13 protein-coding genes are annotated in these 13,660 nt (G+C 62.8%); 6 read left to right on the forward strand and 7 right to left on the reverse strand.

Annotated features, from left to right (window positions below; genetic code table 11):
• Positions 1-44: 44 nt before the first annotated feature.
• Both thpR and uvrA read left to right on the forward strand, forming a co-directional pair.
• Complete coding sequence (gene thpR, locus FMM02_RS02040) at positions 45-575, forward strand: RNA 2',3'-cyclic phosphodiesterase (protein ID WP_147493305.1); 531 nt, start codon at positions 45-47, stop codon at positions 573-575.
• Between the two features lie 94 nt (positions 576-669).
• Positions 670-3,618: an excinuclease ABC subunit UvrA gene (gene uvrA, locus FMM02_RS02045; protein ID WP_147493306.1), complete on the forward strand. Its 2,949-nt coding sequence runs from the start codon at positions 670-672 to the stop codon at positions 3,616-3,618.
• Between the two features lie 151 nt (positions 3,619-3,769).
• On the opposite strand, the gene FMM02_RS02050 is transcribed toward uvrA, so the two are convergent.
• The 4 genes from FMM02_RS02050 to FMM02_RS02065 all read right to left on the reverse strand — a co-directional run bounded on the left by FMM02_RS02050 (position 3,770) and on the right by FMM02_RS02065 (position 6,108).
• A complete protein-coding gene (locus FMM02_RS02050; protein ID WP_147493307.1) occupies positions 3,770-3,955 on the reverse strand; it encodes a hypothetical protein in 186 nt (61 codons plus the stop codon).
• A 190-nt stretch (positions 3,956-4,145) separates the two neighbouring features.
• Complete coding sequence (locus tag FMM02_RS02055; RefSeq protein WP_147493308.1) at positions 4,146-4,715, reverse strand: superoxide dismutase family protein; 570 nt, start codon at positions 4,713-4,715, stop codon at positions 4,146-4,148.
• Positions 4,716-4,717: 2 nt separating this feature from the next.
• A complete protein-coding gene (locus FMM02_RS02060) occupies positions 4,718-5,080 on the reverse strand; it encodes an OmpA family protein (RefSeq protein ID WP_187107814.1) in 363 nt (120 codons plus the stop codon).
• Positions 5,081-5,262: 182 nt separating this feature from the next.
• The gene (locus FMM02_RS02065) at positions 5,263-6,108 is read right to left on the reverse strand and encodes an outer membrane protein (RefSeq protein ID WP_147493310.1); all 846 of its coding nucleotides are present in this window, start codon (positions 6,106-6,108) and stop codon (positions 5,263-5,265) included.
• A gap of 888 nt (positions 6,109-6,996) precedes the next feature.
• Here FMM02_RS02065 and FMM02_RS02070 point away from each other — a divergent pair.
• Positions 6,997-7,200 carry a cold-shock protein gene (locus FMM02_RS02070; protein ID WP_147493311.1) on the forward strand — a complete coding sequence of 68 codons (204 nt, stop codon included), beginning with the start codon at positions 6,997-6,999 and terminating at the stop codon, positions 7,198-7,200.
• Between the two features lie 60 nt (positions 7,201-7,260).
• Positions 7,261-7,467 carry a hypothetical protein gene (locus FMM02_RS02075; protein WP_147493312.1) on the forward strand — a complete coding sequence of 69 codons (207 nt, stop codon included), beginning with the start codon at positions 7,261-7,263 and terminating at the stop codon, positions 7,465-7,467.
• Positions 7,468-7,476: 9 nt separating this feature from the next.
• Here FMM02_RS02075 and FMM02_RS11145 read toward each other — a convergent pair whose 3' ends face one another.
• Together FMM02_RS11145 and FMM02_RS02080 are read right to left on the reverse strand one after the other, a co-directional pair.
• Positions 7,477-7,635: a hypothetical protein gene (locus FMM02_RS11145; protein WP_187107815.1), complete on the reverse strand. Its 159-nt coding sequence runs from the start codon at positions 7,633-7,635 to the stop codon at positions 7,477-7,479.
• Between the two features lie 674 nt (positions 7,636-8,309).
• Positions 8,310-8,783, reverse strand: coding sequence for an Hsp20 family protein (locus FMM02_RS02080; RefSeq protein ID WP_147493313.1), 474 nt, complete (start codon positions 8,781-8,783; stop codon positions 8,310-8,312).
• Between the two features lie 172 nt (positions 8,784-8,955).
• On the opposite strand from FMM02_RS02080, the gene parE reads away from it, so the two are divergent.
• Positions 8,956-10,938, forward strand: coding sequence for a DNA topoisomerase IV subunit B (gene parE / locus FMM02_RS02085; RefSeq protein WP_147493314.1), 1,983 nt, complete (start codon positions 8,956-8,958; stop codon positions 10,936-10,938).
• A 230-nt stretch (positions 10,939-11,168) separates the two neighbouring features.
• Here parE and FMM02_RS02090 read toward each other — a convergent pair whose 3' ends face one another.
• Positions 11,169-12,479, reverse strand: coding sequence for a UDP-glucose dehydrogenase family protein (locus FMM02_RS02090; protein ID WP_147493315.1), 1,311 nt, complete (start codon positions 12,477-12,479; stop codon positions 11,169-11,171).
• A gap of 97 nt (positions 12,480-12,576) precedes the next feature.
• On the opposite strand from FMM02_RS02090, the gene FMM02_RS02095 reads away from it, so the two are divergent.
• The gene (locus tag FMM02_RS02095) at positions 12,577-13,629 is read left to right on the forward strand and encodes a potassium channel family protein (protein ID WP_147493316.1); all 1,053 of its coding nucleotides are present in this window, start codon (positions 12,577-12,579) and stop codon (positions 13,627-13,629) included.
• The last annotated feature ends 31 nt before the right edge of the window (positions 13,630-13,660 follow it).

Below are 13,660 nucleotides of genomic sequence, written 5' to 3' on the forward strand. Positions count from 1 at the left end.
GAAAACCGGTCGCCGGGCTTCAATAAGGCGCATAGACTTGGGCAATGCACCGCCTGTTTGTTGCCCTGAGCCCGCCTGCACCCGTCCGCGAAGCGCTGCTCGACCTGATGGAAGGACAGGCCGAACTGCGTTGGCAGAACGAGGAACAGCTGCACCTGACGCTGCGATTCATCGGCGAGGTCGAGCGGCCGGTGGCGGAGGATATCGCCGCAATGCTCGAACTGATCAAATTTCGCCCGTTCGATCTGACGCTAGCCGGGATTGGCCGCTTCGACCATCACCGCCGCGGCGCGCTATGGGCCGGTGTCGCCCCCAAACAGCCCGTGCGCGACCTTGCCGCCAAGGTCGAGCGTGCGTGCCAGCGGGCAGGGCTGCCCCCCGAGCGGCGCGCCTTCCATCCGCACATAACACTGGCGCGCTGGAAGGGCACGGTCCCCGGCCTCCAGGCCTTTCTCGACGCTAATGCATTGCTGCCGTCTGACCCCTGGCCAGTGCGCGATTTCATCTTGTACGAAAGTCGCCTTGGCCGCGACGGGGCCCATTATCTCCCGGTGGCGACCTATCCGCTCGGTTGAACTTCGCCTGCCCGAACCCAATTTCCATAACCGGCGTTGACCGCTTGCCGTCCTTCGCGATAAACAAGAACAAATCTGGAACGAAATTGAGCCGATGCTGACCCACATCACCGTTCGCGGCGCGCGCGAGCACAATCTCAAGGGGATCGATGTCGCGATCCCGCGCGAAAGCCTGACGGTGATCACCGGCCTGTCGGGGTCGGGCAAGTCCTCGCTTGCCTTCGACACCATCTATGCGGAGGGGCAGCGGCGCTACGTGGAATCTCTGTCCGCCTATGCGCGGCAGTTCCTGGAGATGATGCAGAAGCCAGACGTCGAACATATCGACGGCCTGTCCCCGGCCATATCGATCGAACAGAAGACCACATCGCGCAATCCGCGCTCGACGGTGGCCACCGTCACCGAAATCTACGACTATATGCGGCTGTTGTGGGCTCGGGTCGGCGTGCCCTACTCGCCCGCGACCGGGTTGCCGATCGAAGCGCAACAGGTCAGCCAGATGGTCGACCGGGTGATGGCGCTGCCCGAAGGCTCTCGCCATTATCTGCTGGCGCCGGTCGTGCGCGGCCGCAAGGGCGAATATCGCAAGGAACTGGCCGAATGGCAGAAGGCCGGCTTCACGCGCGTGCGCATCGACGGGGAAACCCATGCGATCGAGGACGCGCCCGCCCTCGACAAGAAGTACAAGCATGACATCGAGGTTGTGGTCGACCGAATCGTCGTACGAGAGGGCATCGAAAGCCGCCTTGCTGACAGTTTCGAAACTGCACTGAAGCTGGCCGAGGGACTGGCGTATCTCGACCCCGCCGATCCGCCCGCCGACAGCGACAGCCAATCGGGCATGAAGCTCGATTTCGGTGCCCCTGGCCGCATCGTCTTTTCGGAGAAGTTCGCCTGCCCGCTGAGCGGCTTCACCATCGCCGAGATCGAACCCCGCCTTTTTTCGTTCAATGCGCCGCAAGGGGCCTGCCCGGCCTGCGACGGGCTGGGCGAGCGGTTGGAGTTCGACGAGGATTTGGTCGTCCCCAACCATGCGCTGACGATCAAGAAGGGGGCGGTCGTTCCCTGGGCCAAGTCGCAGCCGCCCTCCCCTTATTATATGCAAGTGCTGGGCAGCTTGGCGCGCGCCTACGACTTTTCGCTCGACGTGCCGTGGGGCGAATTACCGGAAGAAGCGCGCGACGTCATCCTGCGCGGTACCAAGGGGAAGCCAGTGACGCTGCGCTTTGTCGACGGGCGCAAAAGCTATGACGTGAAGAAGCCGTTCGAAGGCGTCATCGGCAACCTCGAACGGCGAATGCTGTCGACCGAAAGCGCCTGGATGCGCGAGGAACTGGGCAAGTACCAGGCCGCTCACCCCTGCGACAGTTGCGGCGGTGCCCGGCTGAAGCCCGAAGCGCTGTCAGTCAAGATCGCCGGCGAAGACATCAGCATGTCGGCACGCCGCTCCGTCGCCGACGCCCTGCGTTGGTTTTCGACCGTGGAAGAGCATCTGACGCCGCAGCAGCGCGAGATCGCCCGCGCGATCCTCAAGGAAATCAACGAGCGGCTCGGGTTCCTGCACAACGTCGGCCTCGACTATCTCAATCTCGACCGGACCAGCGGCACGCTGTCGGGCGGGGAAAGTCAGCGCATCCGCCTCGCTTCGCAGATCGGCTCCGGCCTGTCGGGCGTGCTCTACGTGCTCGACGAACCTTCAATCGGGCTTCACCAGAAGGATAATGACCGGCTGCTGGAAACGCTGAAACGGCTCAAGGACCTCGGCAATACAGTGCTGGTGGTTGAGCATGACGAGGACGCTATCCGTACCGCCGACCATGTCATCGACATGGGTCCCGGCGCTGGCGTTCGCGGTGGGGAAGTGGTGTGCGCGGGAACACTCGAAGAACTGCTGGCGTGCGAGGATAGCCTAACGGCAGATTATCTTTCGGGACGCCGCCATATCCCGATGCGCGACCGGCGCCGCAAGGGCACGGGCAAGAAACTTACCGTCCACGGCGCACGGGAGAACAATCTTCAGAATGTGACCGCGTCAATCCCGCTGGGCACGTTCACCTGCATCACGGGCGTATCCGGGTCCGGCAAGTCGAGCTTTACGATCGATACATTATACGCTGCTGCCGCGCGCCAGTTGAACGGCGCGCGCCTGTTGGCTGGCCGGCATGACAAGGTGACCGGGTTGGAACATCTCGACAAGGTCATCGACATCGACCAGTCGCCGATCGGCCGAACCCCCCGCTCCAATCCGGCGACCTACACCGGGGCCTTCACCAATATCCGCGACTGGTTCGCCGGCCTGCCGGAAAGCCAGGCGCGCGGCTACAAGCCCGGGCGGTTCAGTTTCAACGTTAAGGGCGGCCGCTGCGAGGCCTGCACTGGCGACGGCCTGATCAAGATCGAGATGCACTTTCTGCCGGACGTCTATGTCACCTGCGACGTATGCCACGGCCAGCGCTACAATCGGGAAACCTTGGAGGTAAAGTTCAAGGGGAAGAGCATTGCCGACGTCCTCGACATGACGGTCGAGGATGCCGTGGAGTTCTTCAAGGCCGTCCCCGGCATTCGCGACAAGATGGCGATGCTGGCCGAAGTGGGCCTCGGCTATATCAAGGTCGGGCAACAGGCGACGACCTTGAGCGGCGGCGAGGCGCAGCGGGTCAAGCTATCCAAGGAATTGGCACGCCGAGCGACCGGCAATACGCTCTACATCCTGGATGAGCCGACTACCGGCCTCCATTTCGAGGATGTCCGTAAGCTGCTCGACGTGCTGCACGCGCTGGTGGAACAGGGAAATACGGTGGTTGTCATCGAGCATAACCTAGACGTCATCAAGACAGCCGACTGGATTTTGGACCTGGGCCCTGGTGGCGGTGTCCATGGCGGAGAAATTGTCGCCGCGGGAACGCCGGAACACGTCGCCAAGGAACCGCAATCCTTCACGGGCCAGTATCTCCAGCCCTATCTCGCGCGGTCCGAAGCTTCGAAAGCTGCGGACAGGAAGCGCGAAACAGCCAAGGATGATCGCCTGTTGGCGGCGCAGTAGCCTTGCCCGATCGCCGCCCGCCGCAAACGGGGCGCGATAGGGACAATCAGAGGGCGGTGACGGGCGGCATTACCATGAAGTAGGGCCGCCCCCGGATGGGAACGACCCTTCTCAGGCATCTACTTATGCCCAGTGCTCGTGCGATCGGTAACTACCGTTCGCTTGCCGGTTCGCGCTTGTTCTGGTCGAGCTCGTCGCGAGCGCGGCCCGGCTCGCCGGTCTGGCTGCGCGCTTCACTGCCAATTGCGCCCTTCTGGCCACGTTCCTGGTCGAGCTTGTCGCGCTCATCCTGACGGCCCTGGCCGCTAACTTCAGCCTTGGCCTTTTCATGTTGCATGGGTTGATTGGGCTGTTGGGGATCTTTGGTATGGGCCATGGGAATGCCTCTTTCTTTCGGATTCGGGGAAGTAAGGTGAAGGGGCCACCATCACGGCAGCCTCATCCAATCAACGTACCACCCGTCCCATTGTTCCAATAATGACAGTTTTCCGCCGTTTTTGGCAGTTTAACTGGGAAACGTCCGAGTCTTAGCTTGTTGGTGCAGCGAGCACCGCGCAGGCAATGCGGCCGCCGCTGTTACCGCTAGGATCGGTCTTGTAATCATCGGCGTCGGCATGGATCACCAGGCTCGTTCCGTCGGCATCGCCAAGTGCATTGCCCGGTCCGGTCCGTGAAACGCCGCCGACTAGAAAGACGGTCGTCGCCTCGTCGGATCCTGCCGAAATATTCGCGAGATCACCCAGATGGGCGCCTTCGGGATTGTCACGACCATGTTGCCTGTTCTCGGGATTCCAATGTCCTCCCGCGCTCTCGAACTTCGGCCCATCGCATCGTCCAATGGTGTGAAGATGCACACCGTGCGTCCCTGCCGAAATTCCATTGGCTGCCAGCCGCAATGTCACCCCATTGGCGTCCTCGCCGATCTCGACACGACCAATTTCCTTCCCGGAGCCGTCGAGCAACGGAACCGACTCTGCCGCGGCAGCGACATTATCTGCAGCAAGCGGCGCGTTGCCGGTCTGTTCGGCGTCCTGGGATTGGGAACAGGCCGCCAGTGCGACCAGAGAGGCGATCAGGGGGAACCTACGGCGCGACATGTCTACTCCTCGAAGACGATGACCACCCGCCGATTCTGCACTTCACGTACGCCGTCGGCGGTTGGCACCAATGGTCGATCTTCCCCGAACGAGACGATCCGCATTGCGTTCCCAGGGATTGCGCGTTTCATCAGTTGATGACGGACTTCCTCCGCCCGCCGCAACCCGGCAGCGCGGTTCGTCGCGGCTGATCCGGATCGGTCGGTATGGCCCTCTAGAAGCAGTCGCGTTGCGCCTTTCATCGCATAGGCTGCTGCTACCCGGTCGAGGGTTGCCTCATCGTCGCGCCGCAGTTCAGGTCTGCCCCAGTCGAAAAAGACCATGACCGACGGTTGATTCGGCATCTCGCCCTGGGCAGCGGCCATATTGCCGATGCAAGCCAGCAAGACCGTCATCGCCTGAATCCGCAACCCGCGATCTCCCTTCCGTCTCAGTCTAACGGCTTAGGTCGTGGTCGATACCGGAGCAATGGCCGCAAGGCACAAAAAGAAACCCCGGGAGGGCCGAAGCTCTCCCGGGGTAACTTTTGCATCCAAGCCTGCCAGGCTTAGCCGCGTTCCGGCTCCGGCGGAGGCGGCGGCGGCGGCGGCGGCGGCGGCGGCGGCGGACATGCGTCCGTAGCCAAGATCACCGAGCCATCCGGGCAAGTCTGCGTCGCCGGCGGAGGCGGCGGCGGAGGCGGCGGAGGCGGCGGAGGCGGCGGCGGCGGAGCGAAGTTGTAGATCAGGCTCAGCAGCAGCGAGTGAGTGCGCAGCTTGCCACGCAGTTCGCCACCCAGATCTTCATCACCATAGCGGAACTTGCCGGTGTTGAAGAAACGGTACTTGAGGCCCAGATCGACGTTCGCGCTGACTGCACGGCGGATACCCGCAACAAGCTGCCATGCGAAAGTGCCGTCGCTGTCGCTGACGCTTCCGAAGTCAGCGGAGTCAACAGTGTGCTTCACGCGGGCGAGACCGGCGCCGGCACCGAGGTACCCGCTCCACCCGTCATCATCACCGAAATCGAGCAAACCGTTCAACATTGCCGACAGGACACGGACCTTGCCGTCCACTTCGCCGGTGACGTCGCCTTGGCCCGTCAGAGCGCCGTCGATTGTCGCTTCGTCGAGCGAAGCGCGCTTCCAGCCGAGTTCGCCTTCGAGCCGGAAACCGCCGAAGTCATAACCCGCGATGAGATCGACATCGAGACCGGTGTTATAGTCGAGCTCGATTGCGTTATCGATGTCGCCGAAACCGTCGATGACGCCATCGTCTTCACGATAGTCGAGTTCAGTATTCTCGACGAGCATCGCGCCGCCTTCGATACCGACATACCACGAGCCGTCGCGAGCGACAGCCGGCGTGGCGAGGGCGGTCGAAGCGAGCGCAGCCAAAATGGCCAGCTTCCGCATAATATTCCCCTTTCACATGCGTTCTAGATCAGAACTGCCGGAACACATTATGAGAGGGTAAGTTGCGGTGCAAGGTTTCAATTCTCGCTGCTGTTGCCGAAAAGCATCACTTTTAGAGAGGAACTGACGGGAAAGTTTCGGACCTATCCCGGATTGGCCTCAATCAATCCGTGCTCTCTCAGGGAGTTAAGGATGTCGGACAGAGCGCCTAGATTGCGTAAGTCGCAAGAAGTCGCGCCTTGCCGACGGTGGGCGACCATCCAATTGTGCGGGGCGGAATACTGCGAAAACGCTGTCGACACCGCCAGCCGCCAGGTTGCCGCGGATTGATACATCGGGTGCTTTGCTCCGATAAGTGGCGCTCGGCGACACGTGGCGACTTCCGGCGCATGAATGATATTGCAGCGGTCGGCGAGCGCCTCAATGGACGCCTCTTCCTTGGCCGCGCGGCCAAGGTCCGGTCGCCGGCATGCGCCGCCCACTGGCAGGCCTTGCGGCCGCCTCCAGCACCACCGCCTTGTCCAACCAAGTTCCCACCCAAATAGAAAGGCCGATAAAGCGTTCGCTCCCCGGCCCGCCGGAGCCTCGCGGTCCCGAATCACATTTTCGATTATTCATTAGGTGCCGGATGGGCTTGAAAATTTCGAACGCTTTTTACCTATGTGGCTGCCTGTGGAAGGAGTCCCGCGGTATGGCGGCGCTGCCGCGCCTCGCCCTCGGCGACCGGTTTTTGCTAATTTACGCCCGATGTTCTACAATCGCCGGGCTACCAGTCGCATGACGTGGGTCCTGAAGGCGTTCGTTCGCCTTTTCTCCCTTCCTCTTACGCCTCTCTAGCTCGTCGGCGGGTCGAAGGTCGAACCGCCACCAATGGGAAAGACCCGAATAATGCAAGGCACTGTCAAATTCTTCAATACTGCCAAGGGCTTCGGCTTCATCACGCCGGACGGCGGCGGGAACGATGCGTTCGTTCATGTCACCGCGCTTGAAGCGGCCGGGCTCAGCAGCCTGCAGGAAGGCCAGCAGGTCAGCTATGACCTCGCCCCCGACCGCCGCGGTCGCGAAAGCGCGACCAACGTCAAGGCGCTCTAGTTCACGCTTTGGGGGTGGGTCCGGCGCTTGGCGTCGGACCCTAACTCGGAAAGATAATCGATGAAATCTACTGCAACGCAGTTTTACGAAGACCAGGCGGAACAGGCCCGTTCCAAGGTGGACTCCGAACCGCTCAAGAACGTCCGCGACAATCTGTCGCGGTGCGCCGATGCCTGGGATGTGTTGGCGTTGCGCTCGAAGCGATCTGATGAACTCCGCGCCAAGGAAGCGCTGCGCAAATTGAGCGACGCCCCTCACGCGCAATAAGCCCGACGATTATCGCCGTTCGCTGACCGGATCGATCCGGCGCGCGTCCGCGTCCATATGGTCCGCCAACATCAGCAAGGCGGCAAACCCGCCCTCGGTCCGTGCCCGGCGCGCAAGGCGCCGATAAGCCGCCGCTATCTCACGAAATTTTTCGGCCTCAGGCCGCATAGCGGGTCATGGGCTGCGGCGTACCGTGGATTCTCGCCCGTTCGATCTGCGATCCATAAAGTTTCGCCAATTGGCGATGGGCAGACCGCGACCGCTCGCAGCGTGCCCCATCGGCCAACTGGAGGGACACCGCATATCGCTGATAAAGGTAATTGAGATCCAATATTATTCTCCCTGTTCAAGCGGGAGCACTCAGGTCTCTCGGTCACGTAATGCTTGGGGTCGGGCACGCGATAGCTTCTTATAGCATATCCTGGATCCGTCATCCATTTGATATTTTAATTTGGCCCCGCAGTTGTCTTAGCCAACATCAGTCTCTATAGCTTTTATTCGGAGGATACTTAATCGGCGAGAACAATTTTGTTAAGAAATTGTTTGCATACCAAGCCAACTATCCCTCCCCGAACCTTTCCCCAAGCGGGTTGAGGTCCGCCATTTTCCCTTCGTGTCGGGTTTGACGAACGCCAGCGCGCGGTTGTCCCGGACACCATTGCCACTGAAAGAACTCCTATGAAACGCAATCAATCGATCCGGCCCCGCCCAAGCGCTCCGGCCATCAGCGCGCGGCCCGTGGCGGCGCGCGATGCCATCGCCTATCGCGCCGCGCTCGCCATTCTCGGCTGAAGGTGGCGCCCCGGCCCTACGAAGGGTCGGGGCGCTCCTCATGACCCCGCTCAGGCGTCGGCGGTTTCGGCCGCTTTCGCCTCGATCGCGTCATGCTGCGGCTGCACGCCGCCGATCGCGATCTTGCGCGGCTTCATCGCTTCGGGGATCTCCCGGACCAGGGCGATCGACAGAAGGCCGTCCTGCAGGTCGGCGCTTGCAACCTTGATATGGTCGGCGAGGCCGAAGCGCCGCTCGAATGATCGGTTGGCGATCCCGCGGTGAACGAACTCGGCCTTGCCGTCCTCACCCTTCTTGCCGGTGACCACCAGTTGGTTCTGCTGGGCGGTGATGTCGATCTCGCCTGGCTTGAACCCGGCCACCGCCAGGTCGATCCGGTACTGGTTTTCGTCCAACTTGATGAGGTCGAAGGGCGGATAATTTTCGCCTGATGCGGCCAGGCTGCTGTTTTCCAGCAGGTCAAACAACCGATCGAAACCGATGGTCGAGCGCCGGTAGGGCGCAAAGTCAAAAGCACTACGCATATTGATGTCCTCCATTGAGCAACATTTCGGGCGGGAGGAGGGGTCCTCGCGGGCCCTTTCGTCCCGTCACCGGCCCCGATCAGGCGGCCGGCGCCGCCGATCTGGTTTTTTCGACCGCTATTTCAAGACCCTGCTTGGCAGGCCGCGCGCCGCTCTCCTATAGCCTTGCCCAATGTCCGATCTCTTCGCTTCCGGCGCCCAGACCCCGGCCGACAATTATGATGCCTCGGCGATCGAGGTGCTCGAGGGGCTGGAGCCTGTCCGGCGCCGGCCCGGCATGTATATCGGCGGGACCGATGCCCGCGCTCTTCACCACCTCGCCGCCGAGGTGATCGACAACTCGATGGACGAGGCCGTCGCCGGCCATGCCAGCCGGATCGAAGTGGTGCTGGATCCCGGCAACCGGCTCACCGTCTCCGACAACGGTCGCGGCATTCCGGTCGATCCGCATCCCAAATACCCCGGCAAGTCGGCGCTTGAGGTGATCCTCACCACCCTCCATTCCGGCGGCAAGTTCGAAGGCAGGGCCTATTCGACTTCCGGCGGCCTTCACGGCGTCGGCGTCAGCGTGGTCAACGCTCTTTCGACCGACACGGTGGTCGAGGTCGCCCGCGAGAAGAAGCTCTACCGGCAGCAGTTCGCCAAGGGTGTCGCCACCTCTAAGCTGGAGGAGGTGGGCGCAGCGCCGAACCGTCGCGGTACCACCGTCAGTTTCACGCCCGATCCCGAAATCTTCGGGGCCGACGCGACCTTCAGCGCCGAGCGGCTGTACAAGCTTGCCCGGTCAAAGGCCTATCTGTTCGCCGGGGTTGAGATTCGCTGGCGCTGCGATCCTTCGCTCGCGACGGACGACGTCCCCGAACAGGCGGTGTTCCAGTTTCCCGGCGGCCTCGCCGACCATCTGAACGAGCAGCTCGGCGACCGCGAATGCGTCACCAGCCCGTCGTTCGCGGGGCGGCAGGACTTTCCCGACGGTCAGGGCTCGGCCGAATGGGCGGTCGCTTGGCCGGTGTGGAGCGACGGCGCCTCGACCAGCTATTATTGCAACACCATCCCGACGCCCGACGGCGGCACGCATGAAGCGGGCCTTCGGGCGGCGCTGACCAAGGGCATTCGCGCCTTCGCTGACCTCGTCGGCCAGAAAAAGGCCAAGGATATCACCCCGGACGACGTGTTCAATGGGGTCGAGCTGATGCTCAGCGTGTTTATCCGTAACCCGCACTTCCAGAGTCAGACAAAGGACCGGCTCACCAGCCTTGAGGCCGCGCGCTTCGTCGAGGCCGCGGTGCGCGATCATTTCGACCATTATCTTGCCGACAATATGGACCGCGGTCGTGCGCTGCTGGGCGCCGTCCTCGAACGGATGGACGAGCGGCTGAAGCGCCGCGCCGAGCGAGAGGTGAAGCGCAAGACCGCGACCTCGGCGCGCAAGCTTCGCCTCCCCGGAAAGCTCACCGACTGCGCCAATGACGATGCCGAAGGTACCGAACTGTTCATCGTCGAAGGCGACAGCGCCGGCGGCAGCGCCAAGCAGGCGCGCAACCGCAAGACCCAGGCGATCCTTCCGATCCGCGGCAAAATCCTCAACGTCGCCTCGGCCACCGCCGACAAGATCCGCGCCAACCAGGAAATCGCCGATCTCCAACAGGCACTGGGCTGTGGCATCCGCGACAAATTTTCCGAAGACGCGCTGCGCTATGAACGGGTCATCATCATGACCGATGCCGACGTCGACGGGGCGCATATCGCGACGCTGCTGATGACCTTCTTCTTCCAGGAAATGCCGGAACTGGTGCGCCGCGGCCACCTCTACCTCGCCCAGCCGCCGCTTTACCGCCTGACCAGCGGCGCCAAGTCCGCCTACGCCCGCGACGACGCCCATCGCGCCGAGCTTGAACGGACGGAATTCAAGAGCCGCAAGGTCGAGGTCGCGCGCTTCAAGGGACTTGGGGAAATGAACCCGCAGCAATTAAGGGAAACGACGATGGACCCCGCGTCCCGGTCGCTGATCCGGATCACCCTGCCATCGGAGTATCAGGACCGTCAGCCGGTCCGCGACCTCGTCGACCGACTTATGGGCAAGAACCCCGAACACCGCTTCCAATTCATCCAAAGCCGGGCGAGCGCGCTGAGCGGGGATGAAATCGACGCCTAGCGCTGCGATCGCTCAACGCGAAACGAAGACCTGTCGGGTTTAGACAGACCGGCGCCCTTTTGCGCGCCGCATCTCGTGATCGTCCCATGCTCGCAGGAGGTGACTATGGCATCCTGCCAGGCCGAGAAGTATCATACATAGTAGAAATACGTTCCGCAGGCGCGTGTCGCGGCGCGATCATCTTCGCCGATCATCAGGGCATCGGGCTTCGGACTACCAACTTCTGCGGATCAAACCTGCCCGCGGCCGACCCCCTGATATTCAAGACCCGCAGCTTCGGCCTCGGCCCTGTCGTAGATGTTGCGCAGGTCGACCAGCATGCGCCCGCGCATCCGGCCAGCCAATTCCTTCAGGTTCAGCGCGCGAAATTCGTCCCACTCGGTGACGATCACCAGCGCGTCGGCGCCGTCGGCGACAGCTTCCGCATTGTCGGCATAATCGATCTCGCCAAGCAGCGGCTCGGCCTGCTCGCGGCCGACCGGGTCAAAGGCGATTACGCTTGCACCGCCGGCGACCAGTCCCTTGACCAGCGGGATCGAGGGCGCGTCGCGCATATCGTCGGTATTGGGCTTGAAGGTCAGCCCAAGGACCCCGATGCGCTTGCCCGCAAGGTCGCCGCCAACCGCTTCGCGCACCCGCCCGGCCATGGCGTCCTTGCGATCATCGTTGACCTCGACGACCGTCGACACGATCCGCTGGCGAATGCCAGCATCCTCGGCGGTCTTGAGCAGCGCCAGCGTGTCCTTGGGGAAGCAGCTCCCACCATAGCCCGGACCTGCATGAAGGAATTTGGGTCCGATGCGATTGTCGAGGCCGATGCCGCGCGCCAGGTCCTGAACATCGGCGCCGACCGCTTCGCACAGGTCGGCCATTTCGTTGATGAAGCTGATCTTGGTCGCAAGGAAGGCGTTGGCGGCATATTTGGTCAGCTCAGCCGTCCTCCGGCTAGTGAACAGCAGCGGAGCCCGGTTGAGGAACAGCGGACGATAGATTTCGGCAAGCACTTCGCGGGCCCGCTCATCCTCGGCGCCGACCAGGATTCGGTCGGGATGCTTGAAGTCGGCGATTGCCGCCCCTTCGCGCAGGAATTCGGGATTGGAGGCCACCGACACGCCCACGGGCGCGCCCTGCTCCTCCAGCAAGGCGGCGATCCGGTCGCCGGTGCCGACCGGGACGGTCGACTTGGTGACGACCACGATCGGCCGATCGATCAGCCCCGCCAGTTCTTCGACCGCGGCAAAGACATAGCTGAGGTCGGCATGGCCGTCGCCCCGTCGGGACGGGGTGCCGACGGCGATGAACACCGCCCCTGCATCCGCGACCGCGCTCGCCAGGTCGGTGGTAAAGGCCAGCCGGCCGCGTTCGACATTGGCCTTAACCAGCGCCTCGAGGCCCGGCTCCCAGATCGGCATCCGGCCGGCCAGCAGCCCGTCGATCTTGCATTGGTCCTTGTCGACGCAGGTCACATGGTGGCCGAAGTCGGCGAGACAGGTTCCCGAAACAAGGCCGACGTAGCCGGTCCCGATCATGGCGATACGCATGGGTGACACTCTCGTTAGGGGCTTTGTGGGGCCTTTAACCAGCGCGTCCCGCGATGGCCACCTTTACGTGCGCCGTGGCTCGGCTAAAGGTCAGCCGATGCAACGCCGCCTGCGCGTAATGTCGTCCCCGCCGGGGCTGCTCCGGCAAAAAAGTTCGCTCGGTGTCGGCGCGCAGCTGCTGATCCGCGTCGGGCTCCTGCTATTCCTGCTGGCGTTCATCGTCCTTGTCCACTGGATCGAACGCGATTCCTTCCGCGACAATCTCGACGGCGAGATGAGTTTTGCCGACATCATCTATTTCACGATGATCTCGGCGACGACCACGGGCTACGGCGACATCGTGCCGGTCACCGAGCGCGCGCGCCTGTTCGATGCGCTCATCGTTACGCCGGTCCGGATCTTCCTGCTCCTGATCCTCGCGGGCACCGCCTATACTTTCGTCATCAAACGAAGCTGGAACAAATGGGTCATGAAACGCCTTCAAGAACGGCTTAACGGCCACACCATCGTTGCCGGCTTTGGCAACAGCGGATCGGAAGCGGTCGGCGAACTCATCCAGCGCGGGTTCGATCCGCGTCGCATCGTCGTCCTCGACCAGGATGAAAAAGCGCTGGAACGCGCAGAGGCGCTCGGCTGCGCGGTGATGCAGGCCGACGCCACCCGAGACGCGACGATGGAATCGGTGCAGGTCACCCAGGCCCGCTCGGTGATCATCTCGGCCGGCCGCGACGACACTTCGATCCTGATCTGCCTGACCGCCCGCCACCTTGCCCCACATGTCCCGATCAGCGTGGTGGTCCGCGCCGGCGACAATGAATTTCCGGCAAAGGCCGCGGGCGCCACCACGGTGATCAACCCGGTCAGCTTTTCCGGCCTGCTGCTTGCAGGCTCGACCGAGGGCGCGGGGATTGCCGACTACATGGCCGATCTCGCCTCTGCCAGTGGTCGCGTGAGGCTTCACGAGCGCGAAATCGAGGCCTTCGAGGTGGGCAAGTCGCTCAAGGACGCAGCTGTCGGGATGGGCCTTCGCGTTCTGCGGAACGGCGAATCGATCGGCTGGTGGGAAGGGGGCGCGGCCGAGCTTGTCGCGGGCGACCGGATCATCGAGATCATCCCCGACCACCTCTTTCCGCGTATACCGCGAATCTGATCGGCCTCGCTTTCGCCGCGAATCGGCGCTA

Origin of the sequence: Sphingomonas xanthus (genome assembly GCF_007998985.1) — a bacterium.
GTDB lineage: Bacteria > Pseudomonadota > Alphaproteobacteria > Sphingomonadales > Sphingomonadaceae > Sphingomicrobium > Sphingomicrobium xanthum.

Excerpts from the sequence above, each read along its gene's own strand:
- parE (WP_147493314.1), top strand. The coding sequence starts at position 8,956 with ATGTCCGATCTCTTCGCTTCCGGCGCCCAGACCCCGGCCGACAATTAT.
- FMM02_RS02080 (WP_147493313.1), bottom strand. The coding sequence starts at position 8,783 with ATGCGTAGTGCTTTTGACTTTGCGCCCTACCGGCGCTCGACCATCGGT.
- FMM02_RS11145 (WP_187107815.1), bottom strand. The coding sequence starts at position 7,635 with ATGCGGCCTGAGGCCGAAAAATTTCGTGAGATAGCGGCGGCTTATCGG.
- FMM02_RS02070 (WP_147493311.1), top strand. The coding sequence starts at position 6,997 with ATGCAAGGCACTGTCAAATTCTTCAATACTGCCAAGGGCTTCGGCTTC.
- FMM02_RS02095 (WP_147493316.1), top strand. The coding sequence starts at position 12,577 with ATGCAACGCCGCCTGCGCGTAATGTCGTCCCCGCCGGGGCTGCTCCGG.
- uvrA (WP_147493306.1), top strand. The coding sequence starts at position 670 with ATGCTGACCCACATCACCGTTCGCGGCGCGCGCGAGCACAATCTCAAG.
- FMM02_RS02050 (WP_147493307.1), bottom strand. The coding sequence starts at position 3,955 with ATGCAACATGAAAAGGCCAAGGCTGAAGTTAGCGGCCAGGGCCGTCAG.
- FMM02_RS02055 (WP_147493308.1), bottom strand. The coding sequence starts at position 4,715 with ATGTCGCGCCGTAGGTTCCCCCTGATCGCCTCTCTGGTCGCACTGGCG.
- FMM02_RS02060 (WP_187107814.1), bottom strand. The coding sequence starts at position 5,080 with ATGGCCGCTGCCCAGGGCGAGATGCCGAATCAACCGTCGGTCATGGTC.
- FMM02_RS02075 (WP_147493312.1), top strand. The coding sequence starts at position 7,261 with ATGAAATCTACTGCAACGCAGTTTTACGAAGACCAGGCGGAACAGGCC.
- FMM02_RS02090 (WP_147493315.1), bottom strand. The coding sequence starts at position 12,479 with ATGCGTATCGCCATGATCGGGACCGGCTACGTCGGCCTTGTTTCGGGA.
- FMM02_RS02065 (WP_147493310.1), bottom strand. The coding sequence starts at position 6,108 with ATGCGGAAGCTGGCCATTTTGGCTGCGCTCGCTTCGACCGCCCTCGCC.
- thpR (WP_147493305.1), top strand. The coding sequence starts at position 45 with ATGCACCGCCTGTTTGTTGCCCTGAGCCCGCCTGCACCCGTCCGCGAA.